Annotated in this window: 18 protein-coding genes and 1 pseudogene; 9 read left to right on the top strand and 10 right to left on the bottom strand. The window is 71.6% G+C overall.

The annotated features are described in order from the left end of the window. The first annotated feature begins 108 nt into the window (after positions 1 to 108). Positions 109 to 2,109 carry an alpha-ketoacid dehydrogenase subunit alpha/beta gene (locus RV986_RS45745; protein WP_475922994.1) on the top strand — a complete coding sequence of 667 codons (2,001 nt, stop codon included), beginning with the start codon at positions 109 to 111 and terminating at the stop codon, positions 2,107 to 2,109. Between the two features lie 110 nt (positions 2,110 to 2,219). Here RV986_RS45745 and RV986_RS45740 read toward each other — a convergent pair whose 3' ends face one another. Together RV986_RS45740 and RV986_RS45735 are read right to left on the bottom strand one after the other, a co-directional pair. Next, positions 2,220 to 3,266: a cyclase family protein gene (locus tag RV986_RS45740; protein ID WP_475922993.1), complete on the bottom strand. Its 1,047-nt coding sequence runs from the start codon at positions 3,264 to 3,266 to the stop codon at positions 2,220 to 2,222. 332 nt (positions 3,267 to 3,598) lie between these two features. Beyond that, complete coding sequence (locus RV986_RS45735) at positions 3,599 to 5,236, bottom strand: flavin-containing monooxygenase (RefSeq protein ID WP_475922992.1); 1,638 nt, start codon at positions 5,234 to 5,236, stop codon at positions 3,599 to 3,601. Positions 5,237 to 5,507: 271 nt separating this feature from the next. On the opposite strand from RV986_RS45735, the gene RV986_RS45730 reads away from it, so the two are divergent. From RV986_RS45730 to RV986_RS45715, 4 genes are all read left to right on the top strand, one after another. Then, positions 5,508 to 6,014, top strand: a complete 507-nt coding sequence (locus RV986_RS45730) for a carboxymuconolactone decarboxylase family protein (protein WP_475922991.1) — start codon at positions 5,508 to 5,510, stop codon at positions 6,012 to 6,014. Between the two features lie 826 nt (positions 6,015 to 6,840). Beyond that, a complete protein-coding gene (locus RV986_RS45725; RefSeq protein WP_475922990.1) occupies positions 6,841 to 7,581 on the top strand; it encodes an SDR family NAD(P)-dependent oxidoreductase in 741 nt (246 codons plus the stop codon). Positions 7,582 to 7,756: 175 nt separating this feature from the next. Continuing rightward, entirely contained in the window at positions 7,757 to 8,944 is a 1,188-nt protein-coding gene (locus RV986_RS45720; RefSeq protein WP_475922989.1) for an NAD(P)/FAD-dependent oxidoreductase, read from the top strand. Between the two features lie 98 nt (positions 8,945 to 9,042). Next, complete coding sequence (locus tag RV986_RS45715; RefSeq protein WP_475922988.1) at positions 9,043 to 9,237, top strand: ferredoxin; 195 nt, start codon at positions 9,043 to 9,045, stop codon at positions 9,235 to 9,237. A 141-nt stretch (positions 9,238 to 9,378) separates the two neighbouring features. Here the strand turns inward: RV986_RS45715 and RV986_RS45710 are convergent, their stop codons facing one another. The 3 genes from RV986_RS45710 to RV986_RS45700 form a co-directional block, all read right to left on the bottom strand. After that, positions 9,379 to 10,203, bottom strand: a complete 825-nt coding sequence (locus tag RV986_RS45710) for an SDR family oxidoreductase (RefSeq protein WP_475922987.1) — start codon at positions 10,201 to 10,203, stop codon at positions 9,379 to 9,381. 3 nt (positions 10,204 to 10,206) lie between these two features. Beyond that, positions 10,207 to 10,692 carry a VOC family protein gene (locus tag RV986_RS45705; protein ID WP_475922986.1) on the bottom strand — a complete coding sequence of 162 codons (486 nt, stop codon included), beginning with the start codon at positions 10,690 to 10,692 and terminating at the stop codon, positions 10,207 to 10,209. Between the two features lie 275 nt (positions 10,693 to 10,967). Further along, a complete protein-coding gene (locus RV986_RS45700; protein ID WP_475922985.1) occupies positions 10,968 to 11,684 on the bottom strand; it encodes a response regulator transcription factor in 717 nt (238 codons plus the stop codon). Between the two features lie 279 nt (positions 11,685 to 11,963). Between RV986_RS45700 and RV986_RS45695 the strand changes: the two are divergent. Both RV986_RS45695 and RV986_RS45690 read left to right on the top strand, forming a co-directional pair. Then, a pseudogene (locus tag RV986_RS45695) lies at positions 11,964 to 12,478 on the top strand (MFS transporter); the annotation flags it as partial. Between the two features lie 112 nt (positions 12,479 to 12,590). Further along, positions 12,591 to 13,286, top strand: a complete 696-nt coding sequence (locus tag RV986_RS45690; protein WP_475922984.1) for a TetR/AcrR family transcriptional regulator — start codon at positions 12,591 to 12,593, stop codon at positions 13,284 to 13,286. Positions 13,287 to 13,320: 34 nt separating this feature from the next. Here the strand turns inward: RV986_RS45690 and RV986_RS45685 are convergent, their stop codons facing one another. Both RV986_RS45685 and RV986_RS45680 read right to left on the bottom strand, forming a co-directional pair. Continuing rightward, on the bottom strand, positions 13,321 to 14,028 hold the full coding sequence (locus tag RV986_RS45685) for an SDR family NAD(P)-dependent oxidoreductase (RefSeq protein ID WP_475922983.1): 708 nt from the start codon (positions 14,026 to 14,028) through the stop codon (positions 13,321 to 13,323). 72 nt (positions 14,029 to 14,100) lie between these two features. Next, positions 14,101 to 15,009 (bottom strand): alpha/beta fold hydrolase, encoded by a 909-nt coding sequence (locus tag RV986_RS45680; protein WP_475924668.1) that lies wholly within the window; start codon positions 15,007 to 15,009, stop codon positions 14,101 to 14,103. Between the two features lie 112 nt (positions 15,010 to 15,121). Here RV986_RS45680 and RV986_RS45675 point away from each other — a divergent pair, with 112 nt between their 5' ends. Together RV986_RS45675 and RV986_RS45670 are read left to right on the top strand one after the other, a co-directional pair. After that, a complete protein-coding gene (locus RV986_RS45675; RefSeq protein WP_475922982.1) occupies positions 15,122 to 15,550 on the top strand; it encodes a winged helix-turn-helix transcriptional regulator in 429 nt (142 codons plus the stop codon). Positions 15,551 to 15,869: 319 nt separating this feature from the next. Further along, positions 15,870 to 24,095 (top strand): alpha/beta fold hydrolase, encoded by an 8,226-nt coding sequence (locus RV986_RS45670; RefSeq protein WP_475922981.1) that lies wholly within the window; start codon positions 15,870 to 15,872, stop codon positions 24,093 to 24,095. Between the two features lie 60 nt (positions 24,096 to 24,155). Here RV986_RS45670 and RV986_RS45665 read toward each other — a convergent pair whose 3' ends face one another. The 3 genes from RV986_RS45665 to RV986_RS45655 form a co-directional block, all read right to left on the bottom strand. Continuing rightward, the gene (locus RV986_RS45665; protein WP_475922980.1) at positions 24,156 to 24,770 is read right to left on the bottom strand and encodes a hypothetical protein; all 615 of its coding nucleotides are present in this window, start codon (positions 24,768 to 24,770) and stop codon (positions 24,156 to 24,158) included. Between the two features lie 174 nt (positions 24,771 to 24,944). Continuing rightward, positions 24,945 to 26,333: an IS1380 family transposase gene (locus RV986_RS45660; RefSeq protein WP_475916098.1), complete on the bottom strand. Its 1,389-nt coding sequence runs from the start codon at positions 26,331 to 26,333 to the stop codon at positions 24,945 to 24,947. Positions 26,334 to 26,436: 103 nt separating this feature from the next. Then, the gene (locus RV986_RS45655; RefSeq protein WP_475922979.1) at positions 26,437 to 26,757 is read right to left on the bottom strand and encodes a hypothetical protein; all 321 of its coding nucleotides are present in this window, start codon (positions 26,755 to 26,757) and stop codon (positions 26,437 to 26,439) included. Positions 26,758 to 26,760: the final 3 nt, after the last annotated feature.

Below are 26,760 nucleotides of genomic sequence, written 5' to 3'. Positions count from 1 at the left end.
AGGCGGACTCCAGGACGCCGCTCCAGTTTACTAGACCAAACGGTACATTAAAGATGGACTCGGGCGGCGCGCAAGCGCGTCGTCTGCGCGAGCATTGCGAGGACGCGCATGACTGAGGCACCGCAGCACATCGGCACCACTCCCGCGCACGCGGAGCAGCTCCTGGAAATGTACCGTCGGATGCGCCGGATCCGACGCTTCGAGGAGCGGGCCTCCGACCTGTACAGGGCGACGGAGATTCCCGGCTTTCTGCATCTGTCGATCGGGCAGGAGGCCAGCGCGGTCGGCGCCTGCTGGCCGCTCGGCGAACGGGACGGCATCACCTCCACCCACCGCGGCCACGGCCACGTGCTGGCCAAGGGGCTGGACTCCGCCTCGATGATGGCCGAGCTGATGGGCAAGGACGCCGGGACCTGCCGCGGCCGGGGCGGTTCGATGCACATCGCCGACCCGGGCCTGGGCATCTACGGCGCCAACGGCATCGTCGGCGCCGGACTGCCGATCGCCACCGGAGTGGCGACCGCGGCCAAGCTGCGCGGCGCGGGCGACGTGGTGGTGGCGTTCTTCGGGGACGGCGCGGTCGCCCAGGGCATGTTCCACGAGGCGGTCAACCTGGCGGCGGTGTGGGACCTTCCGGTCGTCTTCCTCTGCGAGAACAACCACTACTCCGAGTTCTCGCCCGCCGCCGAGCAGCACCGCGCCCCGCTCTCCGCCCGCGCCGCCGGGTACGGCATCGGGTACGAGCACGTCGACGGCAACGACGTCGTCGCGGTGGCGCGGACCGTGGCAGAGGTCGTGGAACGGCTGCGGGCGGGCGACGGCGGACCGGTTCTGGTGGAGGCCGAGACCTACCGTTGGCACGGCCACTACGAGGGCGATCCCGAGCGCTACCGCTCCCCCGAGGAGGTCGCCGCCGCCAAGGAACGCGACCCGCTGCTGGTGGCCCGCCGTCATCTGGCGGCGGCCGGGGTCGCGGCCTCGCTGGCCGACGCCGTGGACGAGGAGATCGACAAGGAGATCGAGTCGGCCGTCGAATGGGCCAGGAGCCTGCCGGAGCCCGCCCCGGAGACCCTGTACGACTTCGTGTCGGCCCCCCGCCCCGCCCTGCCCGAGCCCGCTCCGCTCCCGGCCGAGGCCGAGATCTTCCGGTCCATGGACGCCGTACGCCTCGCGCTGGAGCACGAACTCGCCGCGGATCCCGCCGTGTTCGTCGCCGGGATCGACGTCGGCGCGGGCGGCAACGTCTTCGGCCTCACCCGGGGCCTGGCGGGGGCCTTCCCCGGCCGCGTCCGCGACACCCCCATCAGTGAGAGCGCCATCCTGGGTACGGCGGTGGGTGCGGCCATGGCCGGCATGAAGCCCGTCGTGGAGATCATGTACATGGACTTCATCGGCGTCTGCCTCGACATGCTCCTCAACCAGGCCGCCAAACTGCGCTTCATGACCGGCGGCCGGGCCTCCATGCCCCTCGTCGTACGCACCCAGTTCGGCGCCGGACGCTCCTCCGGCAGCCAGCACTCGCAGAGCCTGGAGGCACTGCTCGCCCACATCCCCGGCCTGACCGTGGTGATGCCCTCCAACCCCGCCGACACCTACGGCCTGTTGCGGGCCGCCATCCAGGACCCCAACCCGGTGGTCTTCGTCGAGAACCGCCTCCAGTACGGCCTCAAGGGCCCCCGCCCGGCGAGCGACCACCTCGTCCCCCTGGGCAGGGCCAAGGTGGTCCGGGAGGGCACCGACATCACCCTGGTCTCCTGGTCGCGGATGGTCCAGGACTGCCTGGCCGCCGCGGAGCTCCTCGCCACCGAGGGCATCAGCGTCGAGGTCGTCGACCTGCGGACGATCGCCCCACTGGACCGGGAGACCGTCCTCGCCTCCCTCGCCAAGACCAACCGTCTGGTCATCGCGCACGAGGCGGTACGGGACTTCGGTGTGGGCGCCGAGCTGTCCGCCCTCGCCGTCGACGAAGGTTTCTGGCACCTCGACGCGCCGGTCACCCGGGTGGCGCCGCCCTCGGTACCGGCCCCGTACGCGCCCTCGCTGGAGCGGGTCTGGCTTCCCTCGCGGGACACGATCGCGGACACCCTGCGCCGGATCGCGGCGGTCTGAGCCCCGCCGACGGACGAAGGCGTCCACGGTCGGCCGAATGCGGCCGGCGTCGACTCATGGGAATGCCCCGGGACTTGGAGTCCCGGGGCATTCCCATGAGGAGTCGGTCGTCAGACGGTCGCGACCGGGGTGAGCGGACTGCCCTGCGTTCCCGGCAGGTTCAGCGGCGGCGCCGTGAGCAGGAACCGGCTGCGGTTGTGCTCCCGCAACCAGGCCGCCAGCTCGTGCAGGTACCACAGCTCACCGAGCGGGACGCCGAGCTTGAAGAGGCAGAGGTGATGGATCGGCAGCAGCGTGTGCGGGCCCTGGGCCTGCGTGACGCCCACGCCTTCGACCGCATAGTTGTCCGCCACCAGCGCCGAGATCCGCGACTCGGCGATCCAGTCGAGCAGCGCCGGGTCGTCCGCGTCGAGGTAGGCGGCCGTCTGGTGGATCGCCACGGGGTCCGGGTTCTTCTCCCAGGCGAGGATCTGGGTGGCGAAGCCGGTGTGCAGGAGGAGCATGTCGCCGGGTTCCACGACCACGTCGTCCGCGGCCATGATCTCCTGAAGCTGCTTGAAGTTGACCGGCTGATAGCCGGTGCCCAGGTGGTGGGCGATGTCGATAAGGACACCGCGCCCCTGGACGCCGTGCTCCGCCATGTGCTCCAGACCGAGGTGGCGGGCGAAGCTGAGGCTCCCGCTGCCGTCCCCCTTGGCGTCCTCCTGCGGTCCGACCAGGTCGGTGCCGGCCCGGTAGCCGTTGTAGTACACCGGCTCGGCGACCCCGTCACCGTCCACGTCGAACTCGGCGCCCTGGTGAGCGAGGGAGTCCCACTGGGTCGAGTACTGCAGCCAGAGGGTCACCACGTCGTCGGACCACACGTCGATCAGCGAAGGGTCGATCTGCTCACGCGCGACGACGTTGTAGAAGACGTCCTGCTTGTGCTCAAGGTCCTCGGTCGGCCGGAGGATCGGCGGGTAGCGCCGCTGGTTCAGGGCCGAACCGCCCGGATGGTCGAGCGGAAGGCTCAGGCTGAAGCTGATCCCGTGCTCGACCTCACGCACCCCTTGCAGAACCTTCTCGGGGGTGAGCAGGTTGATGCGCCCCAGCTCGTCGTCGTCACCGAAGTCGCCCCACGTCGAGCCGGGCGGACGCTGCTTCCAACGCTTGGTCACGATGTTGCCTCCTCGTGCGACGGTCACCATTGACGGCCGTCAGTATGCTATTCAGATTGTACCGATCGGTCAACGAATCTTTGGCGCACCCTTCCGCTTATCTTCGAGGCATCAATAGACCGGGTGGTCGAAACACGCTGCGCACGGCAACCGGGGCGCCGCACCCTTCGACCTCGGAGAAAAAAATGAGCGAATCCACAGCGGCATGGGTCATGGCGTGGGTCGCGGCGGGTGCGCGTGCGGCAATGGGCGCGCACGCCCGGGCCTCGTCGAGACGACAGTTCGTCTCGACGAGGCCCGGGCCGGGCGGGGCCGGGCCGGGCCGTCGGTGCCTAGGCTTCCGCGGTGGCCTTGGAGAAGACGAACGTCGCGTACTCGTTCTGCCGGATGGCGGCGATCATCTCCTGGAGCGCCCACCGCCCCGTCGGGTTCAGCAGCTGCCGCACCGGCTTGCCGGGGATGTTGGCCCCGTAGAAGTAACTGCTCTTCAGGAACGAGGACAGGTCCCCGCTGCTGTTCATCTTGTCCGTCCACTCGTCCTCGGCCGCGGCGGTCACCTCGATGACGTCATGACCGCGGTCACGCGTGTGGACGAGCGCGTCGACGACGAAGTCCACCTGGTCGCCCGAGTAGCGCGGGTTGTTGCCGAGCGCGCCGTGCGGCCCGCCGGGGAAGAAGAAGTTCGGGAAGCCGGCAGTCGCGACCCCGAGGTAGGTGCGCGGGCCGTCCTCCCAGTACTCCTCCAGCGCGAGCCCCCCTCGGCCGCGCACCCCCAGCCGGTTGAGCGCGCCGGTCCCGAAGTCGTAACCGGTCGCCCAGATGATGATGTCGACCTCGTGGACACCTTCGGCCGTCTCGACCCCCGCTTCGGTGATACGGGTGATCGGCGTCTCGTTGAGGTCGACCAGGGCGACGTTCGGCTTGTTGTACGTCTCGTAGTAGCCGGTCCCGAAGGGGGGCCGCCGCCCGCCGTAGCCGTGCCCCTTGGGTATCAGCTTCTCCGCCGTCTCGGGGTCCTTGACGATGCTGCGGATCTTCCCGACGAGGAACTCGCACCACTCCGCGTTCACCGTGGGGTTCGTCGTCATGTCCATGTAGTGCTCGGACAGCTTGGTGAAGCCGGGGCCGTTCCACCTCTGCTCGTAGAACTCCTGCCGCTGCTCCGGGGTGTCGTCGAGTCCGGAGCGCATGGTGATGGTGTGCAGGAACCCGCTCGGCGAGGTGTTCAGCGTCTCGCGGATCGACTCGAAGTTCGCCTTGAGTTCCGCCTGCTCGTCGGGCGTGATCGGCGCGTTGTTGAGCGGGGTGAGCCAGTCGGCGACCTTCTGGTAGACCGTCAGCGAGGCCACCTCGTCCGCGATCGCGGGGACGATCTGCACCCCACTGGATCCGGTGCCGATGAGGGCCACACGCTTGCCCGCGAAATCGACGGGCGTCTTCGGCCAGAGACCGGTGTGGTGCTGCTCGCCACGGAAGTCCCCGCGCCCCGGAATGTCCGGGATGAACGGCACGGAGAGGATGCCGGTCGCCGCGACGACGAAGCGCGCGCGGATCTCGGCGCCGTCGGCGGTCCGCACGGTCCACGTCCCGGACGGCTCGTCGTAGACGGTCGCGGTCACCTTGGCATCGAAGAGGATGTCGCGCCGCAGGTCGAACCGGTCGACCACATGGTTGAAGTAGCGTTCGATCTCCGGCTGGCCGGCGAACCGCTCCGACCACTCCCACTCCTCCCACAGCTCCTTCGAGAACAGATAGCCGTAGGTGTAGCTCTCGGAGTCGAAGCGCGCCTCGGGGTAGCGGTTCCAGAACCAGGTGCCGCCCACACCGGAGCCCGCCTCGACCAGCTTCGCCGTGAAACCGGCCTCGCGGGCCCGATACAGCTGATAGATGCCCGTGACGCCCGCTCCCACAACCAGCACGTCGACTCGGTCCTGGTCAGCCGCACCCGACGCCTTCGTCGATTCGCTCATCTGCCCTCCAACGTGACAGGGGCCGCGACCCCCGCGCGGACCTCATTGATGTTTCGACCGGTCGATCGAATATTCAGCCAGAGCGTAGATGAGGGGAAGGGTCCGACTCAATGGCAAGGGCGCGAGAAGAGTGCCGGTACTCGAAATGACGGGACGCGCCGCAGCCTGCGGGGGTTGCCGGCAGCCATCTTGTGCCGGACCATTGATTGTACCGACCGTTTGATCTAACTTTCGCTGCAACGAACGCGAGCACATGCACCGGGAGTCGCACATGAGGGCCATGGACGCCAAGGGACCCACCGCCGCCGAGTCCGAGGGCGCGGAGTCCGCCCCGACTCCCGTCGGGTCCGAGGCGCTGACCGATCGGTCCGGGACCGGAGCCGGAGCCGGAGCCGGAGCCGGAGCCGGGACCACCGATCTACGGGCCGCGGGTCTCCAGGCCATGCGGGAGGCATTGCCCGGCGTGTTCCCCGAGGGTGACATCGACCTGCGTGACGGTCTGCTCGGAGAGGAGCTGGTCGAGATCGGGCTGACCAGCGTCTGGGGTGCGCTGTGGGCCCGCGAGGGGCTCAGCCGCCGGGACCGCAGCCTGGTGACTCTGGGCATCCTGATCGCACTCGGAGCCGAGACCGAGCTGCGTACCCATGTCCGGATCGCGCGCACCAACGGGCTGACCGAGGACGAGATCGCCGAAGTCATCTACCACGCAACCGGTTACGCCGGTTTCCCCGCCGCGACGGCGGCCCGTAACGCGGCGCGCGAGGCGCTGGCCGACTAGCGGACTCCGGACCGGCCGTCGCCGCCACCGCGAGGACAGCCGTCCCTGCGGACGCTCACCCCGGGGACGGAGCTCCGCTCCGACTCCTGGGTGACCGGGCGCGAGGGCGTTCTTCCGGCCCCGGGTCTGGGGGCGAGGGCACCTTTCGGCCTCCGAGTCTGAGGTCGAGGGCGCTCTTCGGCCTCCGAGTCTGAGGTCGAGGGCGCTCCTCGGCCTCCGAGTCTGAGGTCGAGGGCGCTCCTCGGCCCCCGGGCCTGAGGTCGAGGGGACTCTGCGGCCCCCGGGCCTGAGGTCGAGGGGACTCTTCGGCCCCCGGGCCTAGGGGCGAGGAGCTTCATCCGCCTCCGAGCCTGGGGGCGAGAACCTTCTACCGCCCCCGAACCTGAGGGCAAGAACCGTCAACCGCCCCAGACTCGGGGGACGCAGCTCTCCTCCCACCGCCAGACCCAGGAGACGCAGCCCTCCTCCCACCGCCAGACCCGGGAGACGAGGGGTCTTCTCCACCCCTAAACCCGGGGACGAAGCACCCCTCCCACCCCAGCCCCGGAGGACCAGAGTCTTCCCCCGCCCCCCAAACCCGGGAGCCAGGGTTCCCCTCCCACCCCCTGACCCGAAGGACCAGAGGCTTCCTCCACCCCCAAACCAGGGGAGGAAGCCTCCCCCCTCCCACCTCTAGCCCCGGCCCCCGGCCCCCGGCCCCCGAGAACGAAGTTCGCCTCCGCCCCAAGCCCCCGGAGGCGCCCCCGCCCCCGGAACCCCGGGAACGGAACGCATCCCCGCCCCCGGATCCCACGTATCTGAGACCACGCACAACAAGGAGCACCCCATGTCACTGGACGGAAAGGTCGCCGTCGTCACCGGCGGCGCCCGCGGGATAGGACAGGCGATCGCGACCGTGCTCGCGGCGCAGGGCGCCGCGGTCGCGGTGTGGGACCTGAAACTGGAGGAGGCCGAGAAGACCGTCGCCGCGATCCACGAGGCGGGCGGCACGGCGATCGCGGTGGGCGGCGACGCCGCTGATTCCGACGCCGTGGCCGCGGCGGCCGCCCGGACCCGCGCCGAGCTCGGACCCGTCACCGTCCTCGTCAACAACGCCGGAATCAGCGTCTACGAGTCCTTCACGGACATCACCGAGCAGTCCTGGGACCGCATGATCAGGATCAACCTCAAGGGACCGTTCCTGGTCACGAGGGAGCTGGTCCCCGACATGCTCGCGGCGGGCTGGGGCCGGATCATCAACATCTCCTCGTCGGCGGCCCAGACCGGAGCGCCCGCCGTGGGCCACTACGCGGCGTCCAAGGGCGGCGTCATCGGCCTCACCAGGGCGCTGGCGTTCGAGTACATCGACAAGGGCATCACCGTGAACCACGTCCCGCCCGGTTTCATCGACACCCCCCTGGTGCGGGAGTCCGCCGTCGACGTCGAGGCGGTCGCGGCCTCGATGCCGATGAAGCGGGCCGGCCGGCCGGAGGACGTGGCCTACGCGGTCGCCTACCTCGCCTCCGAGGAGGCCGGCTACGTGACCGGCCAGACGCTCAGCACCAACGGCGGTCGCTACATGGCGTAAGCCCTCCCCCGTATTCCTCCCCATGTATTCCTCCCCCGCATTTTCCTGAGCCATTGATTGTACCGACCGTTAGATCTATTTTTTCCCCTGACGGACACCGCACCCACGCCGCAACGGAGCCACGCATGAAGACCGAGGACGACACGAGGGAGACCGGCGCCGGCGGGGTGTCCGTATGACGCCCCCGGCCCGGGTCCTGGTGGTGGGCGCGTCCGCCTCCGGGCTCTCCACGGTCGAGGCGCTCCGGCGCAAGGGATACGGCGGCGGGATCACCGTGCTCGGTGCCGAGCCGCACGCGCCGTACGACCGGCCCCCGCTGTCCAAGCAGGTGCTCTCCGGTGCGTGGGAACCGGCCCGGTCCGCGCTGCGGACGCAGGAGGTGCTGTCGGCGTTGGACGCCGAGTTCGTCCTCGGGGACGCGGCGGTCGCACTGGACACGGCGACGCGGACCGTGCGTGCGCAGTCCGGGCGTGACCTGCGGGCGGACGCGATCGTGATCGCCACGGGGGTACGGCCACGGGCGCTCCCCGGCCAAGAGGGCCTGACCGGCGTGCATGTACTGCGCACGCTCGACGACGCGCTGACCCTGCGGAAGGACCTGCTGGGCTGCGCACGGCTGGTGGTCGTCGGCGAAGGTGTCCTCGGCTCCGAGATAGCCGCCACCGCGCGGACGTTGGGGCTGGAGGTGACCCTGGTCGGCCCGCTGCGGGCACCGATGGCGCTCCAGGTCGGCCCGCTGGTGTCGGGGCTGCTGGCCGAGCTGCACGGCGAACGCGGGGTGCGGCTGCGGCTGGGCACCGGCGTCGCGGGGTTCGACGGCGAGGACGGGCGGGTCCGCGGTGTGCGCCTGAGCACGGGCGAGGTACTGCCCGCCGACGCGGTGGTGGTCGCCATCGGCGCGTCCCCGGCGACGGAGTGGCTGGCGGACAGCGAACTCCACCTCGACAACGGGGTGGTGTGCGATTCCCGGTGCCGGGCCGCCGAGGGGATCTACGCGGTCGGCGACGTGGCCCGGTGGCATCACGAACGACTCGGCCGTCTGATCCGCCTGGAGAACCGGACGAACGCCACGGAGCAGGCCGCCGCGGTCGCCGGAGTGATCCTCGGGGAGGACCGCCCGTACCTGCCGGTGCCGTACTTCTGGACCGACCAGTTCGACGCGAAGATCCAGGTGCACGGTCTGCTGCCCGTCGAATCCGAGGTGGACGTCGTCGAGGGTGACGTGTCGGCCCGGCGCTTCGTCGCCCGCTTTCGCAGCGACGGTGTGGTCACCGGCGTCCTCGGCTGGAACATGCCCAAACAGGTCCGCCTGCGCCGCCAGGAGATCGTCGACGCTCTCGACGCCCCCGCTTCCCTGCACTGAGCGAACGCCCCACCGGGCAACCGGTCAACCGGTCAACCCGGCGACTGGCCCACCGAGCCATCAGTCCACCGAAGGATCAAAGGATCAGGAGAGATCCCATGAAGGTTGTCGTCGACGAGGAGAAATGCGTCGCTGCCGGACAGTGCGTGGCCGCCGCCATGGACGTGTTCGACCAGCGCGACGAGGACGGCGTCGTCGTACTGCTGAACGAGAACCCGTCGCCGGAACTGGCCGACGACGTGCGCAACGCGGCGGCCGTGTGCCCCGCGCTGGCGATCCACATCGAGGAATGACGGCGTTCTCCCCCACCCGCACCCGCAGGTAGGACCACGGCCGAGACAGAGGCCGAGCTGACGCCGTACGACCACCGCTCCACGAGGGCCCGGCCGAAGTGGACCGGGCCCAAGTGATGGAGCCGAAGCCGTGCGACGACGTCAGTCGCCCCGGACCGCCGCGTAGACACCCCCGTCGACCAGGATGTCGATACCGTTCAGGAACCCGGCTTCGTCCGACAGCATGAAGGCGACGACATTGGCGACGTCCTCGGACCGGCCGGTCCGGCCGAGCGGAGTCCGCTCGATGAGCTGCTGCATGGACGCGTGCCGGGCCGCCTCCTGCTGCCCCTGTGGCGTGTCGATGATGCCCGGCGACAGGGAACAGGCGCGGGCCCCCACCGGTCCGAGCCGCACCGCCTCCTTCCGTGCGAAGCGGTGCACACCGTACTTGGCCCACGGATAGGCCATGCGGGGGTCCTCGACGACCGGTCCGAGGGCGCCCTGGATCCTGTCGAGGAAGTCCTCGGCCAACGGGTCGTCCAGGATCGCGGCGACGTCCGCTTCGGGGGCGACCTTCGCCAGCAGCGGGGACATCGAGGCGAAGTACACCATCGCCGTCCCCTCGGTGGCGAGCGGGCGCAGCGCCTCGGCGAGCAGCGCGGTCCCGATGAGGTCGACCTCGAAGATGCGGCGCCAGTCGGCCATCGTGGGCGAGATCCCGGCGGCGTGGGCGACGGCCCGGAGCGTACCGAGCTCCGCGACCCGGCCGGCGAGCCTGGCCAGGCCCTCCCGGTCGGTGACGTCGAGGCCGAACGGCTCCACGACGGCCCTCCGGCCGGAGTCGGCGAAGTCCTTCGCGACCGCGGCCACGGCCGCCGCGTCCCGGTCGACGAGCAGCAGCACGTCCACCATGTCGGCGAGCCATCGTGCGCACGCCTCTCCCATTCCGCGTCCGGCGCCGGTGGCGATACCTACGGTCGTCATGCACTACTCCTTGGTGGAAAGGTGACCCGCGGACTCGGGCCGGTGGGCCCAGACGCCTTCGAGGGAGGGCTGGGCGTTCCTGGTGACCAGTTCGACCCGGAAGCCGGCCTCGCTGCGGAGGAACGCGAAGAAGGGGGCGCCGTCAGGACCTGTGCGCGTCGCCTCGGTCACGTAGCCGTGGCGTTCGAGCTCGGCGGTGTCCGCCGCGACATCGTCGGACCAGTAGCCGAAGTGATGGATGCCGGAGCCGGGCGTAGGTTCCCAGAGGGTCCCGGGAACGCGCCGGACGATCTCCACCCGGGGTGATGTCGTCGAGTACGTGCATCCGAAGCCGATGACGGTGCCACCGGTCGGCAGCTCCACCTCGATGGAACCGCTCATGTCCTCGCACCACTCATACCCGAACAGCGAGGAGAGCTGTTTCTTCGTCACCTCGAAGTCCTCGGCGACGATCATCCCCACGTGGAACTGGTCCTCGGGCCTCAGCATGCGGCCACCGCTTCCGGGCCGTTCCGGGCGTCCGTCATCATGTTCACTCCTCGCTGGTGGCGGTGTCCGACGGAGCGGAGTCCGCGCACGGGGTCGGGGGGGGGCTGACTGCACGGATGAAAACGGAGCGGGCCGACGTCCTTCGGACACTTTTCAGACAAAAGGCAGACGTGACGCGGGTCACGGGTGGCGGAGCGTCCGTGACGCGGGTCACGGGTGGCGGAGCGGTCGGCGCCGATGCCGGGCGCCCGGGGCCGGGTTCCGCGGGAAACGGGTCAACGACTGGGGCAGCCGAGCCAGTAGCCGAAGCCGCGGCGGGTGTGGATCAGCCTGGTTTCTTCCTGGTCCACCTTGTTGCGGAGGCGGGCGACGAGTTTCTCGATCGCGTGATGGGTTCGGAAGTCGCCCCATACATACCGGCTGATCTGCTCCTTCGACAGCACGCACTCCGCGTTCGCCAGCAGGTGGCGCAAAAGCCGGTACTCGGCGGGGGTGAGGTCGAGCGGTCGCGGGCCGCGCCGGGCCTGGCAGGCGGCGTCGTCCAGCACCAGATCGCCGTAGCGGGGCGTCCTGCCGTACGACTGCGGGCGCCGCTCCCGCAGCAGGGCCTGGGCCCTGGCCAGGACCTCGGCGATCCGGACGGGCTTGATGACGTAGTCCTCGGCCCCGACGCCGAGTTCGGGGGCGAGGGTGGGCAGCCGGTCGCAGGTGGTCAGGAAGAGCAGCGGGGGCCGGTCCGTCGGCGCCATACGACGCCCCCGGGCGAAGCGGGCCAGGTCCGGCAGCGTGGCGTCCCAGACGACCAGGTCGAACCGGTGCTGCGTGAGCCGCGCCATCCCTTCGGTGCCGGTGACCGCCGTTCCGACCTGGTAGCCCGCCAACTTCAGTGTGGTGGTGAGGAGTTCGGCGACACCCGGCTCACCGACGACCAGCAGGACATGCGGTCCGTCACCACGGGGCGGCGACGGCTTCTCGCTGAGACTCGCATACATGACAAGACCATTCGCGGAGGGCGTACGTGCCGCGCCCGAACGACGGGCCGAAGGCTCCGACACCCCCGGCGATCCAGGTCCCGTACGCGACCACCCGGATCACCGAACCGCACCGCACGGCGGCCGCTCTTCTCGGTCACGCTCGTCGGGACGGTTGCCGCTGCGGGTGGCGCGGTGGGCAGGCGACCACCGTAACAGATACTTGCGTAAGTCAAGCAAAATCGCGGTTCGGCCGCACCACCCACCCCTCCCCTCGACCCCCGTCGCGCCGTTACGCAGTTGATGGCCATGGCGCCGATCTCCGCCGCCATCACCAAGTCGAAGGGCCCGAAGATCACCCTCATGCTGGGTGCGGTCATCGTCGCCGGCGGCTACGGGCTGAACATCCTGCTGATGTCCGAGGTCTGGCACCTCATCCCGGTCTCCTGCGTCATCGGCGGTGGCGTCGGCTTCGCCTACGGCGCCATGCCCGCGCTCATCATGGGCGCCGTGCCCACGTCCGAGACGGCCGCCGCGAACAGCCTCAACACCCTGATGCGGTCCATCGGTACGTCGTTCGCCGGCGCGATCGCGGGCGTCGTCCTGGCGCAGATGACCACCGACTTCGGCTCGTCCGCGCTGCCTTCGGAGAACGGCTTCAAGGTGGTCATGGCCATCGGCGCCGGTGCGGCTCTCCTGGCCTTCGCCCTCGCCGCGTGCCTTCCGCGCCGACGCTCCGCCGCCGCGGCGGGCCTCTTGCGGGAGCGCCGGCCGAGCCCGCCGAGGCTTCCGCGGTCTCCGGAGCGGCGTCGTGACGCCGTGACGCCGTGACGCCGTGACGATCCGCGCGTGATGTGAGCCCGGAGCGGGGCCGTACCCGCGACACGAACTTGTATTGCACGAACACGTTCGTTATCGTTATGAATCATGACATCAGAGAAACCGGCCCCGATCAGCCGCCGGGAACGTCCGGCGAAACCCGCCCTGACCAGGCAGGGAATCATCGATGCCGCGCTGACGATCCTTCGCGACGAGGGCCTGGGCAAGGTGACGATGCGTCGCATCGCCGCGGCCCTCGACACCGGGCCCGCGTCGCTCTACGTCTACGTCCGCAACGCCGAGGACCTGCACGCGCAGATCCTCGACTCCCTGCTGGGTCCGGTCGCGGTGCCCGGTCCGGGGACCGGGAGCTGGCGGGACCGGCTGAAGACCCTGCTGACCGGCTACCGGAACGTCCTGTTCCAGCATCCGGAGATGGCCCGGATGGCGCTCTCCACCCACCCGAGCGGCCCGAACTACATGGCGCTGGCCGAAGCGATCCTCGCCCTCCTCGACGAGGGCGGCGTCTCGGGCCGCGCGGCCGCCTGGGGCCTGGACCTCCTGCTGCTGCACCCGACCGCCGTGGCCGTCGAGCACAGCGGCCCCCGATCCCCCACGCGGGAGGCCGAGGAGATGTCCGCCCTCGCCACCAAGATCTCCTCTGCGGACCCGGCCCGCTACCCCCACATCGCCCGGCACGGCGACCAGCTCACGTCCGGAGACGGCCCGGCCCGCTCGGACTGGGCCCTGGACGTCCTCCTCGACGGAATTCTCGCCGCGGGCTCTCGCGCAGCGGCCGAATAGGCGCCGACCGGTCGGCCGACGCCCGGTTCGCACGTCACCAGGGCAGGGTGCCTTCGGCGTCGAAGTAGCCGCCGGTGGGACCGTCGGGGCCGACCTGCGCCATTCGTACGATGATCTCGGCGCCCTGCTCGACGGTCTGGACGCCCGTGTTCCCGTTCAGGTCGGTCCTGGTGAAGCCCGGCTCCACCGCGTTGATCCGCATGTTCGGGAGCGCCTTCGCGTACTGAACGGTGATCATGTTGACCGCGGTCTTCGACGCCGGGTAGGCGACGCCCGGGTAGGCGTACGCCGGGGTGCCCGCGTCGCTGACCCCTGCCAGTGAGGCCAGTCCGCTGCTGAGGTTGACCACCACCGGGGCGGTCGAGCGCTGCAGCAGCGGAAGGAAGGCGTGGGTGACACGCACCATGCCGAAGACGTTCGTCTCGAACGTCTCCCGCATCAGGTCGGCGGTCAGGTCCGCGGCGCCGACCACGGTGTTGCCGGCGCCCCTTGCCTCGATGCCCGCGTTGTTGACCAGTACGTCGAGCCCTCCGTCAGCCTCGATGGTCTTGGCGGCCGCCTGCACCGACGCGTCGTCGGTGACATCGAGCTGGACGGCCCGCGCGCCCAGTTGTTCGGCGGCCCGGCGTCCTCGTTCGGCGTCCCGGCTGCCGACGTAGACGGTGTGGCCCGCGGCGATGAGGCGGCGGGCGGTCTCGAAGCCGAGACCCTTGTTCGCTCCGGTGATCAGTGTCGTCGTCATGCCACCACCCTCCGCCCGAACGGCACGAACAGCCAGGGACCCCGCCTTCCTGGGACTGCCGGTACCAGGCTGCTACTGCCGCCGGGATCCGGACGCGGCACTCGCCGGGGCGAGGAACGGCTCCAGGAGGCCGAGCAGTGTGTCGGGGCGGTGCAGCGGGATGATGTGACCGCAGTCTTCGAGGACATGTCCGTCCAACTGGTCCGCCACCGGCCGTAGTTGCCGTTCGAGCGCCCTGCCCACGGGGTGGGCGCCGATGGCCATGGTGGGCATGGTCAGCCGGCCCGTACGGGCGGCTTCCTGGATCTGCCGGGCGCTCGACGGCAGTGCGCGGTAGTACGAGAAGGCGCAGCGCAGGGCCTCGGTGCCGGTGTACGCGTGGACGAAGGCGTCGCGGACCGCGGGATCCACGCCCTGCCCGAGGGTCCCCGCGTCGAGGAACCAGTCGATGTACTGGGCTTCGTGCCCGGTCAGTACGGACTCCGCGAGGCCGGGTTCCGCGTGGAAGCCGAACCACCACGGTGCCCCATGGGCGAGGAACTCCTCGGCGCCCGGCAGCCCGCCCAGCAGTGACTCCATGACGACGAGTCGCCGGACGAGGCCGGGACGGCGCAGGGCGAGCAGGAAGGCCGGCGGGGTGCCCGCGTCGATGCCGATCACGGCCGCGGAACTCTCTCCGAGGGCGTCGAGGAGGGCTTCGGCGTCGGCCGCGAGCGTGCCGGCGTCGTAGCCACCCGCCGTCCGCTCGCTCGCGCCGCAGCCTCGCAGGTCCGGTGCGATCACTCGGTGTCGCCCGGCGAGCCCGTCCAGGACGTGGGTCCACACCTGCCAGGTGTGCGGGAAGCCGTGCAGCAGCAGGACGGCCGGGCCCTCGCCGGCCAGGGCCACATTGAGTTCGACGCCGCCCGCCGTGACCCGCCGGAGTTCGACGCCGGACCGGTGACGGCCGTGTGTGCGGTGCGGTGCGACGGGCACGGAGATCTCCAGGGAGGCAGGGAGACGGGGATGTGGTTACCAATGGTGACAACAGAACGGTAGGTAACTACGGTGGGGGTGCCAAGACCGCACTTCCGCGACAGGTGGTGAGCTTCAGGTGACCTCGTCACCACGGCGGTCCCCCCAGGGGGAGCGCGGAGATCTCTTCGATCCGCAGTGCCCGACCCGCCGTCTGCTCGACCGGATCGGTACGAAGTGGATGTCGATGGCCGTGAAGGTGCTGGCGGAGGCGGCCCCGGAGGAGGTGCGCTTCGCGGAACTGCAGCGCAGGATGGCCGGGGTCTCGCAGAAGATGCTGTCGGTCACCCTGCAGGGGATGACCCGTGACGGCCTGGTCAGCCGCCGGGTGGAGCCGTCGGTGCCGCCGCGCGTGTACTACCGGCTCACCCCGCTCGGCCTGTCACTGGAAGGACCGCTGGCCATGGTCCGCGCATGGGCCGAGGAACACATGGCCGAGGTCGACCGCGCCAACGAGCGCAGCCGAGAGGAAGGCGAGCGCGGCCGGGAGGAAACCGCCGTCGACTGAGACGTCCGGATGCCGGCGCACCGCCGGACACAACAAGCGAGCCCCGTCCCCGGAACACCGGAGACGGGGCTGTGTGGAGCGCCGGGCAGGCCTTGCACCTGCATCTCCCCGCAGGAAGCGGGGCGTCTTTCCTTGGACGACCAACGCCAGTCGTACCGCCGAGAGTTCCGGCAGAACGCTTGAGATCATCATACCGCAGCGACCAGGGCGGCCGAACCGGCCGGTGCCGCCCCGGCGACACCGGCACTCACGGTGCCGTTGGACAGGCATTTGCCTGACGTATGTTTGCCGTCGACGTCAGCGGTCGAAGGGGTGGGGAATGGCCGGATTCCAGGGCGAGTTGGTGCGTGCGCTGCCCGAGACCTTGAGGGAGCACTCGGCTCGGCTGGGCGGCAAGACCGCCTATCTGGACGGCGGTCGGGCGGTCACCTACGGGGAGTTGGAGGAGCGTACCGGCCGGCTGGCGGGGCACCTGGCACGGCTCGGGGTTCGCCACGGGGACCGGGTCGCGATCCATCTGGGCAACCGGGTGGAAGTGGTGGAGAGCTGTCTCGGCGTGCTGCGCGCCGGGGCGATCGGCGTGCTGCTGAACCCCGGCGCGTCGGAGGAGGAGTTGGCGTACTTCCTCGACGACAGCGGCGCGGTCCTGGTGATCACCGAGGAGCCGCTGGTGCAGCGGGTGTCCCGGGCCTGCCGACCTGAGGCCGGGCGGCCCGGGTTACGGGTGGTGGTGGTCGCCGCCGAGCCGGACGGCCCGCGGGCCGACGCGCTCGTCCACGCCCCGGCCGACGCGCTCGCCTTCGAGGACCTGGCCGGAACGGAGCCGGGGGTACCGCCCCGGGACGACCTGGGTCTCGACGATCCGGCCTGGATCCTCTACACCTCGGGCACGACCGGGGAGAGCAAGGGCGTGGTCTCCACCCAGCGTTCGGCCCTGTGGTCGGTCGCGGCGGCCTACGTACCGGCGTTCGGGCTGTCGGAGCCGGACCGGCTGTTGTGGCCGCTGCCGATGTTCCACTGCTACGCCCACTCGCTGTGCCTGCTGGGAGTGGTCTCGGTCGGTGCGAGCGCGCGCCTCCTCGCCCCGGGCGCGAACCTCGCTCAGGCACTCTCCGCCGAACCGTTCACCGTCCTGGCCGGCGTGCCCGCCACCTACCGTCTCCTGCTGGACTCGCTGCGGGAGACCCGGGAACCGGCCGGCCCCGCTCCCGCTTCGCTGCGGGTGTGCGTCAGCGGGGGCGCGCCCTGTCCTCCCGAACTGCGGGCGGAGGTCGGCCGGGTGCTGGCCGCTCCCCTGCTCGACGGCTACGGCTCCACGGAGACCTGCGGAAAGATCGCGGTCAACCGGCTCGACGGACCACGCGACAACCTCTCCAGCGGCCTTCCGCTGCCGGGACTCTCGGTGCGCGTGGCCGATCCGTCCACCGGGGACGAGCTCGCCGACGGGGACGAGGGAGAGATCTGGGTGCGCGGCCCCGGCCTGATGACCGGCTATCACCGCCGTCCGGAGGCGACCGCGGCGGCGTTCACCGACGGCTGGTACCGCACCGGGGACCTCGGTCGGCGCGCGGCGGACGGCCGTCTCCACGTGAGCGGCCGGGTCAAGGAACTGATCATCCGGGGCGGGGAGAACATCAACCCGACCGAGGTGGAGCAGGTGCTGCTCGCCCGTCCCGACATCTCCGACGCCGCCGTCGTCGGCCGGCCGCACGACGTGCTGGGCGAGGTGCCGGTCGCCTTCGTCGTCCCGGGACCCGACGGGGTCGACACGGCACGGGCGCTCGCCGACTGCCGCGAGCGGCTGTCCGGGTTCAAGGTGCCGGACGAGATCTACGCGACCACGTCCGTCCCCCGTACCCCGTCCGGCAAGATCGTCCGCAGGGCGCTCGCCGAGCAGCTGGTGGAGCGGCTCGCCACGGAACGGAGGGCCGCCTCGGCCGCACTGCGCGAGAGGCTCGCGAAGGTGACCGACGCCGTACTGGACCTGGTGCTGGAAGAGACCGCGCGGACGACCGGGGTCCCCGCGCACACGCTCGACCCCGACCTGCCCTTCACCGCGCACGGGCTCACCTCGCTCGGCGCGGTGCTGCTCCGTGACCGGGTGGGCGCGGCCACCGGTCTCGACCTGCCCGCGACGCTGATGTTCGACCACCCCACACCCGCGGCCGTGGCGGCGCTGGTGCGCGAGGCGCTGCACGGCGACAGCCGATCCGAGCCCGGAGCCGCGCTCCCGGTGACGTCCGGGGGCGGCGGCGGGCCGCGTACGGAGCCCGGGGAGCCGATCGCCGTCGTGGCCATGGCCTGCCGCTACCCGGGCGGCGTGGAGTCCCCGGAGGACTTGTGGCGACTCCTCGCGGACGGCACCGACGCGACCTCGGACTTCCCCGTCGACCGTGGCTGGGACACGGCCGGGCTGTACGACCCCGACCCCGACCGGCTGGGCACCGTCGTCACCCGCAGGGGCGGCTTCCTGCACCGGGCGGCCGACTTCGACGCGGCCTTCTTCGGTATGTCGCCCCGTGAGGCGCTGGCCACCGATCCCCAGCAGCGGCTGCTGCTGGAGACCGGCTGGGAGCTGCTGGAGCGGGCGGGCCTCGACGCGTCGGGACTGCGCGGCAGCGACACCGGTGTCTTCGTCGGTGTGATGCACGCCGACTACGCGGGCCGTCTGATGCACGGCGCCGGGCACGAGCTGGAGGCCCATCTCGCCCTCGGTTCGGCGGGCAGCGTGGCCTCCGGCCGGATCGCCTACACCCTGGGCCTGCGCGGGCCGGCCGTGACGGTGGACACCGCGTGTTCGTCCTCGCTGGTGGCCATGCACACGGCCGCACGGTCCCTGCGCGACGGCGAGTGCTCGCTGGCCGTCGCCGGCGGGGTGACCGTCATGGCATCACTCGCCCCGTTCGTCGCGTTCAGCAGGCTGCGCGGGCTGGCTCCGGACGGCCGGTGCAAACCCTTCTCCGCGGCGGCCGACGGCACCGCCTGGGGCGAGGGCGTCGGCCTGGTCCTGCTGGAGCGGCTCTCCGACGCGCGGCGCCACGGGCATCCGGTGCTGGCCGTGCTGCGCGGTTCGGCCGTCAACTCCGACGGCGCGTCCAACGGGCTGACCGCGCCCAACGGACCGGCCCAGCAGCGGGTGATCCGCTCGGCGCTCGCCGACGCGGGGCTGGCACCGGCCGATGTCGACGTGGTGGAGGCGCACGGCACGGGAACCGCGCTCGGCGACCCGATCGAGGCCCAGGCACTGCTGGCCACGTACGGGCAGGGCCGGCCGGACGGACGCCCGCTGCGGCTGGGCTCGTTGAAGTCCAACCTCGGGCACACCCAGGCCGCGGCCGGGGTCGGCGGCGTCATCAAGGCCGTACTGGCCATGCGGCACGAGCGACTTCCGCGCACCCTGCACTCCGACGAGCCGTCGCCCCGGGTGGACTGGTCGTCGGGCGCCGTGCGGCTGCTGTCCCAGGAGGAGGAGTGGCGGCCCGTGGCCGGGCGTCCACGGCGGGCGGCCGTGTCGGCGTTCGGGATCGGCGGCACCAACGCGCACGTGATCCTTGAGGAAGCGGGCCCGGAGGTGGCGGCGGAGACGAGCACGGTCGTCGAACCGTCCGCCTCCCGTCGTCACGCGGCGGCACCCCCGCTGCTGCTCTCCGGCGCGAGCCCGGCCGCCCTGCGGGCCCAGGCCGCACGGACCGCGGCCGTGGTGCGTGCGCGGCCCGAACTCGACCTGCTGGACGTGGCGTTCACCCATGCCACCGGCCGGGCCGCGCTCCCCCACCGGGCCGCGGTCGCCGCCCACGACCGGGCGGCGACGCTGAGCGCCCTGGACACCCTGGCGGCGTCCGTGCCCACCGCGGCGCAGCACTCACCTACGGCGCGGTCCTCCGCCCGGCAGGCCCTGCTGTTCACCGGTCAGGGTGCCCAACGACCCGGCATGGGGCTGGAGTTGTGCGAAGCCTTCCCGGTCTTCGCGGCCACCTTCGACGCCTTGTGCGAGCGTTTCGACGCGTACTTGGAGCGTCCGTTGCGCTCGGTGCTGCGCGGCGCCGAGGAAAGTTCCGGCGAAGGCTCCGGCGCGGGCGCGCTGCTGAACCGTACGGACTTCGCCCAGGCGGCCCTGTTCGTCTTCGAGGTGTCGGCCTTCCGGCTGCTGGAGTCCTGGGGTGTGCGGCCGGACTTCCTGGCCGGGCACTCCGTCGGCGAGCTGGCGGCGGCCCATGCCGCGGGCATCCTGTCCGAACAGGACGCCGTCGAACTGGTCGCGGCCCGGGGGCGGTTGATGCGGGAGCTGCCGGAGGGCGGTGCCATGGTGGCGCTGGACGCCACCGAGGCGGAGGTGACGCGCGAGCTGGCCGAGGTCACGCCGCCCGACGGAGTGCCGACCGGCGGGCCGCTGACCGACGGGATCTCGATCGCGGCCGTGAACGGCCCGCGGGCGGTCGTCGTCTCCGGGGCGGAGGGCCCCGTCCTCGCGCTCGCGGAGCGATTCGCCGTACGGGGACGCCGTACCGTACGGCTGCGGGTCAGCCACGCCTTCCACTCCCCGCTGATGGAGCCGATGCTCGCCGAATTCGGCCGCGTCGCGGACGGGTTGACGTACGAGGTGCCGCGCGTTCCCGTGGTGTCGGGCCTGACCGGACGCCCGGCCACGGGGGACGAGCTGCGGTCGGCCGCGTACTGGGTACGGCACGCCCGTGAGACCGTGCGGTTCGGGGACGTCGTGCATCGGCTGGCGCACGAGGAGCGGGTGACGGCGTTCACCGAGATCGGTCCGGACGCGCAGCTCACGGCCCAGGCCGTGGCGGCTCTGGCCGGGACCGGCGGCGAGCAACCGCTGTTCACGGCGGTCGCCCGGCGGGGAGCCGCCGAGCCCGAGCCGCGGACACTGCTCGAAGCGCTCGGCCGACTCCATGTCCACGGCGTGCCGGTGGACTGGCGCCGGGTGTACGCGGACAGCGGTGCCCGGCACGTGGACCTGCCGACCTATCCCTTCCAGCGGCAGCGCTACTGGCTGCCCGGCACCACCGCCGAGGCAGGGGCCGGTGCCGGGACCGGGGCCGCTTCCGGCCATCCGCTGGTGACGCAGACGCTCACCGTGCCGGGTACGGAGCGCGTGCTGTGCGGAGGCGTGCTGTCCGGCGCGGCTCAGCCGTGGCTGCGCGACCATGTCGTGGGCGGACACGTGCTGGTGCCCGGCGCCGCGTTCGCCGACCTGGTGCTGCACGCGGGCGACATGTGCTCGCTCGCCGTGCTGGAGGATCTCGCCCTGCTGTCGCCGCTGCTCCTGCCCGCCACCGACGAGGAGCGGATCCAGGTCCAGGTGGTGCTGGGTGAGCCGGACGACACCGGGCGCCGCACCGCGGACGTGTACTCCCGGCCGGAGGAGTCCGGCGCGCTCGGCGCCTGGACCCACCACGCGACCGGGCGGCTCGGCCCGGCCGCTCCGGCCGACCCGCGTGTCGGGGACCGTACGACCCCGTTCACGGCGTGGCCGCCGCCGGACGCGACCCCCGTGGACCTCACCGATGCCTACGAGCGACTGGCCGCCGCCGGTCACGGCTACGGACCGGCGTTCCGGGGCGTGACGGCCCTGTGGCGGCGGGGCGAGGACCTGTTCGCCGAGGTCGGCCCCCTGCCGGTCGCGGACGCCGGGCGCCACACCCTCCACCCGGCGCTGCTCGACGCCGCCCTGCACGCGGGGCTGCTCGCCGAACCGTCCGTCGGCCCGGCCCGGCTCCCGTTCGCGTGGCGGGGCATGACGCTGTACACCGCCGGGGCCACGGCACTGCGCGTCCGCATCAGGACGATCGGCCCTGACTCCGTGGCCCTCGACCTCGCCACCCCCGCGGGTGTGCCCGTGGCCCGGCTGGACTCGCTGACCACGCGTCCGGCCCCGGATGCGGGGGTCGCCCCTGCCGGAGACCTGTACCGGCTGCGCTGGACCGCCGTTCCGGCCGCCGCCGCCGAAGGCCCCGCCGTGGCGGTGGCGGATCCCGACGACCTGCACCTGACTGCGGCCCTGCGGCCCGCCGACGCGCCGGAGGTGGTCTCCGCGTTCCGGTCGGGGGACACGCCGGAGGTGGTCATGGTGTCCCTGGCCGCTCCGTCCACCGAGGGCGACGACCCGGTCGCCGCGGCCCACGCGTTGACCGTACGGGCCCTGGATCTGCTGCGGACGCGGCTCGCCGGTTCCGGACGGCTGGTCGTGGTCACCCGCGGTGCCACCGACGTGGCGCCGGACCTGCCCGCCGCGACGGTCTGGGGGCTGTTGCGGGCCGCGCAGGCCGAGTACCCCGGACGGCTCACGCTCGTGGACGTGGACGGCCGGCCCGAGTCGCTACGGCTGCTGCCCGCCGCCCTCGCCACCGGTGAGCCCCAACTGGCCATCCACGAAGGCCGGCCGGCGGTCCCCCGGCTGGTGCCCACTCCCAGGTCGACGACCGACGGCTCCCTCGGCCGGGGCTCCGTCCTGATCACCGGCGGTACCGGTTCCCTGGGCGCGCTGCTGGCCCGGCATCTGGTCGACCGGCACGGGATCCGGCGTCTGGTGCTCGTCGGCCGGCGCGGCGGGCGGGCACCGGGAGCGCGGGAGCTGCGGGCCGAGCTGGAGCGAGCGGGGGCGCAGGTGGACCTGGTGGCCTGCGACACCGCCGACCGGGACCGACTGGCCGCCGTCCTGAAGGAGTTCGGGCCCGATCTCAGCGCCGTGGTGCACGCGGCCGGGGTACTGGACGACGGCGTGCTGGAGACGATGACGGCGGAGCGGCTGACGGCCGTCCTGCGGCCGAAGGCCGACGCGGCCTGGCATCTGCACGAGCTGACGAGGGATCTGCCGCTCTCGCACTTCGTGCTGTTCTCCTCCGCCGCCGGACTGCTGGGCAACCCCGGGCAGGCCAACTACGCGGCGGCGAACTCCTTCCTGGACGCCCTCGCCCGCCATCGCGCCGCACTCGGCCTGCCCGCGCTGTCCCTGGTCTGGGGGCCGTGGGCCGACGACGCCGGGATGGCGGCACGCACCGGCCGGGTCCACGGCGGCGCGCTGCGCGCGGTCTCTCCGGAGCGGGGACTGGCCCTGTTCGACGCCGCTCTGGGCAGCGACGAGCCGGTCCTGGCACCGCTGCCACTGGACCGCTCGCCCGGGGCCCTGCCCGCCGGGGCACCCGTCCCCCCGCCGTTGCGCGGGCTGCTGCGCCCTACCCGGCCGACGGCCCCGCCCGGAGCCGCTGCCCGGGGCGAGGAACCGGACGGCGCCGCCGGGGCCTGGCGGGAACGGCTCGCGGCACTGCCGCCGCCCGAGCGGGTGCCCGCCCTGGTACGGCTGATCCGCGCCGAGGTCGCCGCGGTGCTCGGGCACACCCAAGTCGACGCCGTCGACCGGGACTTCCCGGAACTGGGCCTGGACTCGCTGATGAGCGTGCTGCTGCGCAACCGGCTGAGCCACCTGACGGGGATACCGCTGGCGGCGAGCGTCGCGTACGACTGCCCGAACGCGGAGCGCCTCGCGGATCACGTGCATGCCGGGCTGAGCGACCTGCTGCCCGGCGAGGCCGCTGCCGCGCCGGACGAGGGCGAGCGGCATCGTGCGGTCGCGCGGCCCGCCCCGACCCGTTCACCGCGGATCGCTGATCCCACGTCACCGGCGGCCGTTGCGCCGGCTCCCTCGCCCGCCACCGCTCCCGGGGCGTCCCCCTCCAGTGGGCGCGGCCGCGGAACCGGCCGAACGCTGCCTGCCCTCTACCGGGGGATCTGCGCCACGGGCGACGTCGTCTCGGCGATGCACTTGCTGGTGGCCGCGTCCGTCGCCGCGCCCGCCTTCGGCCACGAGGACAGCGCCCGGCACACGGTAGCGCCGCTGCGGCTGGCCTCGGGTGCGGGCGGTCCGGCGCTCGTCTGCGTTCCCGGTTTCGCCGGCAACCTCGGGCGGCCCTGGTACGCGGGGCTCGCCTCCTGGTTCGACGGCGAGCAGGACGTCCTCGAGCTGCGCCACCCCGGCGTCGACCAAGGCGACGCCGTGGCACGGGACCTGCGGACGCTGGCCGAACTGCATGCCACGACCGTACGAGACCACGTCGGCGACCGGCCCTATGTCGTCGTGGGCTACTCCATGGGCGGTTCCGCCGCCCAAGCGGTCGCCTCCCTCCTGGCCGCCGACGGCACTCCCCCGGCCGGACTCGTGCTGGTGGACTCGTACCACATCACCCCGGACCGGGAGGCCGAACCATGGCTGCTGGCCCTTCCGGCAATGATCCCGCTGGCCCTCGGCGAGCGGTTCGACACCGCGGTGGACGACCTGACGCTGCTGTCGCTGGGCGCGTACACCCGGATGTTCCGCGGCTGGCAACCGGAACCACCGCATGTCCCCACGCTGTTGGTGCGCGCCACCGAGCCACTGCCGAACATGCCGCAGCGGTGGCGGTCGTCCTGGCCGCACGCCCACGACACGGCGGACGTCCCCGGCAGCCATCTCACCCTGCTCGAAGAAGACGCCCCGACGTCGGCCCGAGCCATCCGCGACTGGATCGAGGCCCTCGACGCGCGGAACCGCTGACATCGACAGCCCGCCCCCGGCAGCCCCGCACTCGACAACGACGGGCGGGGCCAGACCGCTTCAGGGGTTCGGCCCCGCCCCGCGGACCGGGGCCCGGTAGGGCTCCAGCTCCTTGAGCTGCGCACGGGTGAGCCGGGTTCGTCGGAGGCGCTCGGTCAACGGCGTACGGGTGTCGGGCAGTATGCGCTGGGCACGGAACACGGCTTTGAGGAAGAGGCGGACGACGCGCTCGCGGCGGGGGCCGATCCAGCCGATCCGGTGCAGTCGGCAGACCCGCTCTCCGGCGAGGTAGCGGGTCAGATCACGGCCGAAGGCCTGAAGGGGAGTGGGGAACCATCGCTCGGCGAAGAAGTCCATCATCGCGGTCGCGACGCGGTGGCCGGACTCGGTCGGCTCGTAGGGCCGGGCGTCGAATTTCCGGGCGAACTCCGTCATCGCGTCCCAGTCCTCGGGAAAGCACTCTCCGGCCAGGGAGCCGGATTCGCGTTCCAGAAGACGGAAGACGGCCTGCGCCCAGCGGTGCCAGGCGGTCTTCATGTGCTCGGTCGTTCCGGGCAGGCCCAGTGAGGTCTGAAGACGGTGGGCGAACGTGGCCAGCAGGACCAGCGGGTAGACGAAGTCGTCGACGTCGTCGAAATTGCCGGGTAAGTGCGGGGTTCTTCTGGCGACGGACATATGGATGCGGTTCAGCCCGGATCCACCGGCTTGATTCCCGGTTGATCGTTTCGGGGTCGCGCAGGCCGTGTCGGGGCTGAGTTGCGGATTCGGGCATGGGGTGGCCGCTGGTCTACCCAGCTCTTCCACTTTTTCCACAGGTCTCGGGCCCTTTCGGGCAGGTCGGTCAGGGAGTCAGAGGACGGGTGGTGCATGCACCGTGCTGAACAGCTGGGCGAAGTCCTCGCCCCAGGGCCAGCGTTCGGGCAGGTGCAGGGTGAGGCGGCGGGCGGACCGGGCCAGACGGGCGGGCACGTTGATCAGGTGGTCACGGATGGTGGCGGTGGTCGCCCTGGCATGGAATGTTCCGGCCAGGGCGCCGGCGGCGCGGGTCAGATTGTGTGCCAGGGCCGCCAGGGCGAGCCACGCGGCATTGGCCTGGAAATGCCCGGACGGCGCGTGGGCGAAGGCGCTGTTCTTGACATCGGCGATCACCTGCTCGACGACAGCGTGCCGACGGTGATCACGCTCGGCATCCCTCAAGGCGAGCGGGGAGTCGGTGAACGCGGCGTGGTAGCGCCAGGTGTTGAACAGGGTGCCCTGCCCGACGGGGACGGCGTCAGGGTTCAGGCGCTTGACGCGGCGCACGATCAGACGGGCGGTGACCTGCTGCTTCTTCGGCTTGGAAGTGAACGCGGTGTAGGGGACCTCGGCTATCTCTGCGTCGGAGATCCAGCACTGGCCCTCCTCGTCCCAGACAGCCTTGGGGTACTTGATCGGCGTCCAGGCGGTCTCGTCGATGTGGGCGATGGCGGCCTTGACGGAGGCGTTCATCCGCACGGTGACGGAGAAGCGGGCACCCAGAGCGCGGCAGGCGTTGATGACGTCGGCGCCGTAGAACGCGGAGTCCGCCCGCAGTACCAGCAGGCCGCTCGCGCCGCAGGCACGGGCGGTGCGGATGGTCTCGGCCACGAACGCTGCCGCCCCGCGCGCTGAGTTCGAGGGCCCTTTACGCAGCCTGGTGGCGGCGATCACGGGGGCGGACAGGGGTGTGGAGACGATGCCGAGCAACGCGTTCAGGCCCTTGACCTTGCTGTATCCGTAGCCTGCACCCTGTTTGGCGTAGCCGTAGGTGCGGCGGATGGTGTCGTCGATGTCCACGTAGGCGACCTGGTCCGCGCCGGTCAGCAACGGGGTGTGACGGGCCAGTTCGGGCAGGAACCGGCGGGCCACGGCATGCAGTTGCTTCACATGCCCGTGCGTGAAGGAGCGCAGGAACGACCCCAGCGTGGACGGGGCCCGCACCCCGGAGAACAGGCGGCCCATCGCGCCATGCCGCAGCCGGTCCATGTCCTCGATGCTGTCGGCGCCCGCGGCCATGCCGCCCACCAGCGACATCAGCTTCGCGGCGGGGAAGGCGCCGGTGCCGTCCTTCGAGACCGGCAGCCTGATGTGCTCCCCGGCCAACGCCGGCAGACCGCACCGCTCGGCCAGCCGCACCACCGGCTCCAGCCCGCCGTACGCGACCAGGTTCGGATCATCGAACGTGGAAGAGACCGCCGCCGCGGCATGGGAGGATTGCATCTCGGAAGTGCCTTGCCGATCGTGCCTGATGTGGTCCTAGAGAAACCCCATCATCGCAGGTCACAAGGCACTTCTTCGTTTCCGGAGAAACTATCCACAGGCATCAAGCCGGTGGATCCGGGTTCAGTCGCTCGACGGCTTTGCGGCCCACCTCGCTGGACAGGCCGTCCACCATCCAGGCCAGCAGGAAGTCGTTGCCGTCCTGGAACCGCCGGTGCGGTCTCGTCTCCAGCTTTCCCGTGTGGTCCAGCGTGGCGGACCCGATGCCCGGTTGCATCATGTGCATGGTGCCCGGATAGATCATCATCGCCAGGGCGAATTCCGGGACCCGATGGCCGACATAGAGAGAGATCATTCTCTCCCACTCGGTCTCCGGGTCCATCCGGGCCAGCTCACGGTCGACCCATTTGTACCCACGACGCACCGT

This window comes from Streptomyces sp. RLA012 (assembly GCF_056270325.1).
The sequence above is the reverse complement of the archived record's forward strand: the minus strand, read 5'-3'. Positions and strand labels throughout refer to the sequence as shown.

Coding starts and splice junctions, on each gene's coding strand:
- RV986_RS45715 (WP_475922988.1), top strand. CDS start 9,043: ATGAAGGTTGTCGTCGACGAGGAGAAATGCGTCGCTGCCGGACAGTGC.
- RV986_RS45710 (WP_475922987.1), bottom strand. CDS start 10,203: ATGACGACCGTAGGTATCGCCACCGGCGCCGGACGCGGAATGGGAGAG.
- RV986_RS45660 (WP_475916098.1), bottom strand. CDS start 26,333: ATGCAATCCTCCCATGCCGCGGCGGCGGTCTCTTCCACGTTCGATGAT.
- RV986_RS45670 (WP_475922981.1), top strand. CDS start 15,870: ATGGCCGGATTCCAGGGCGAGTTGGTGCGTGCGCTGCCCGAGACCTTG.
- RV986_RS45705 (WP_475922986.1), bottom strand. CDS start 10,692: ATGCTGAGGCCCGAGGACCAGTTCCACGTGGGGATGATCGTCGCCGAG.
- RV986_RS45685 (WP_475922983.1), bottom strand. CDS start 14,028: ATGACGACGACACTGATCACCGGAGCGAACAAGGGTCTCGGCTTCGAG.
- RV986_RS45725 (WP_475922990.1), top strand. CDS start 6,841: ATGTCACTGGACGGAAAGGTCGCCGTCGTCACCGGCGGCGCCCGCGGG.
- RV986_RS45745 (WP_475922994.1), top strand. CDS start 109: ATGACTGAGGCACCGCAGCACATCGGCACCACTCCCGCGCACGCGGAG.
- RV986_RS45690 (WP_475922984.1), top strand. CDS start 12,591: ATGACATCAGAGAAACCGGCCCCGATCAGCCGCCGGGAACGTCCGGCG.
- RV986_RS45720 (WP_475922989.1), top strand. CDS start 7,757: ATGACGCCCCCGGCCCGGGTCCTGGTGGTGGGCGCGTCCGCCTCCGGG.
- RV986_RS45735 (WP_475922992.1), bottom strand. CDS start 5,236: ATGAGCGAATCGACGAAGGCGTCGGGTGCGGCTGACCAGGACCGAGTC.
- RV986_RS45700 (WP_475922985.1), bottom strand. CDS start 11,684: ATGTATGCGAGTCTCAGCGAGAAGCCGTCGCCGCCCCGTGGTGACGGA.
- RV986_RS45730 (WP_475922991.1), top strand. CDS start 5,508: ATGAGGGCCATGGACGCCAAGGGACCCACCGCCGCCGAGTCCGAGGGC.
- RV986_RS45665 (WP_475922980.1), bottom strand. CDS start 24,770: ATGTCCGTCGCCAGAAGAACCCCGCACTTACCCGGCAATTTCGACGAC.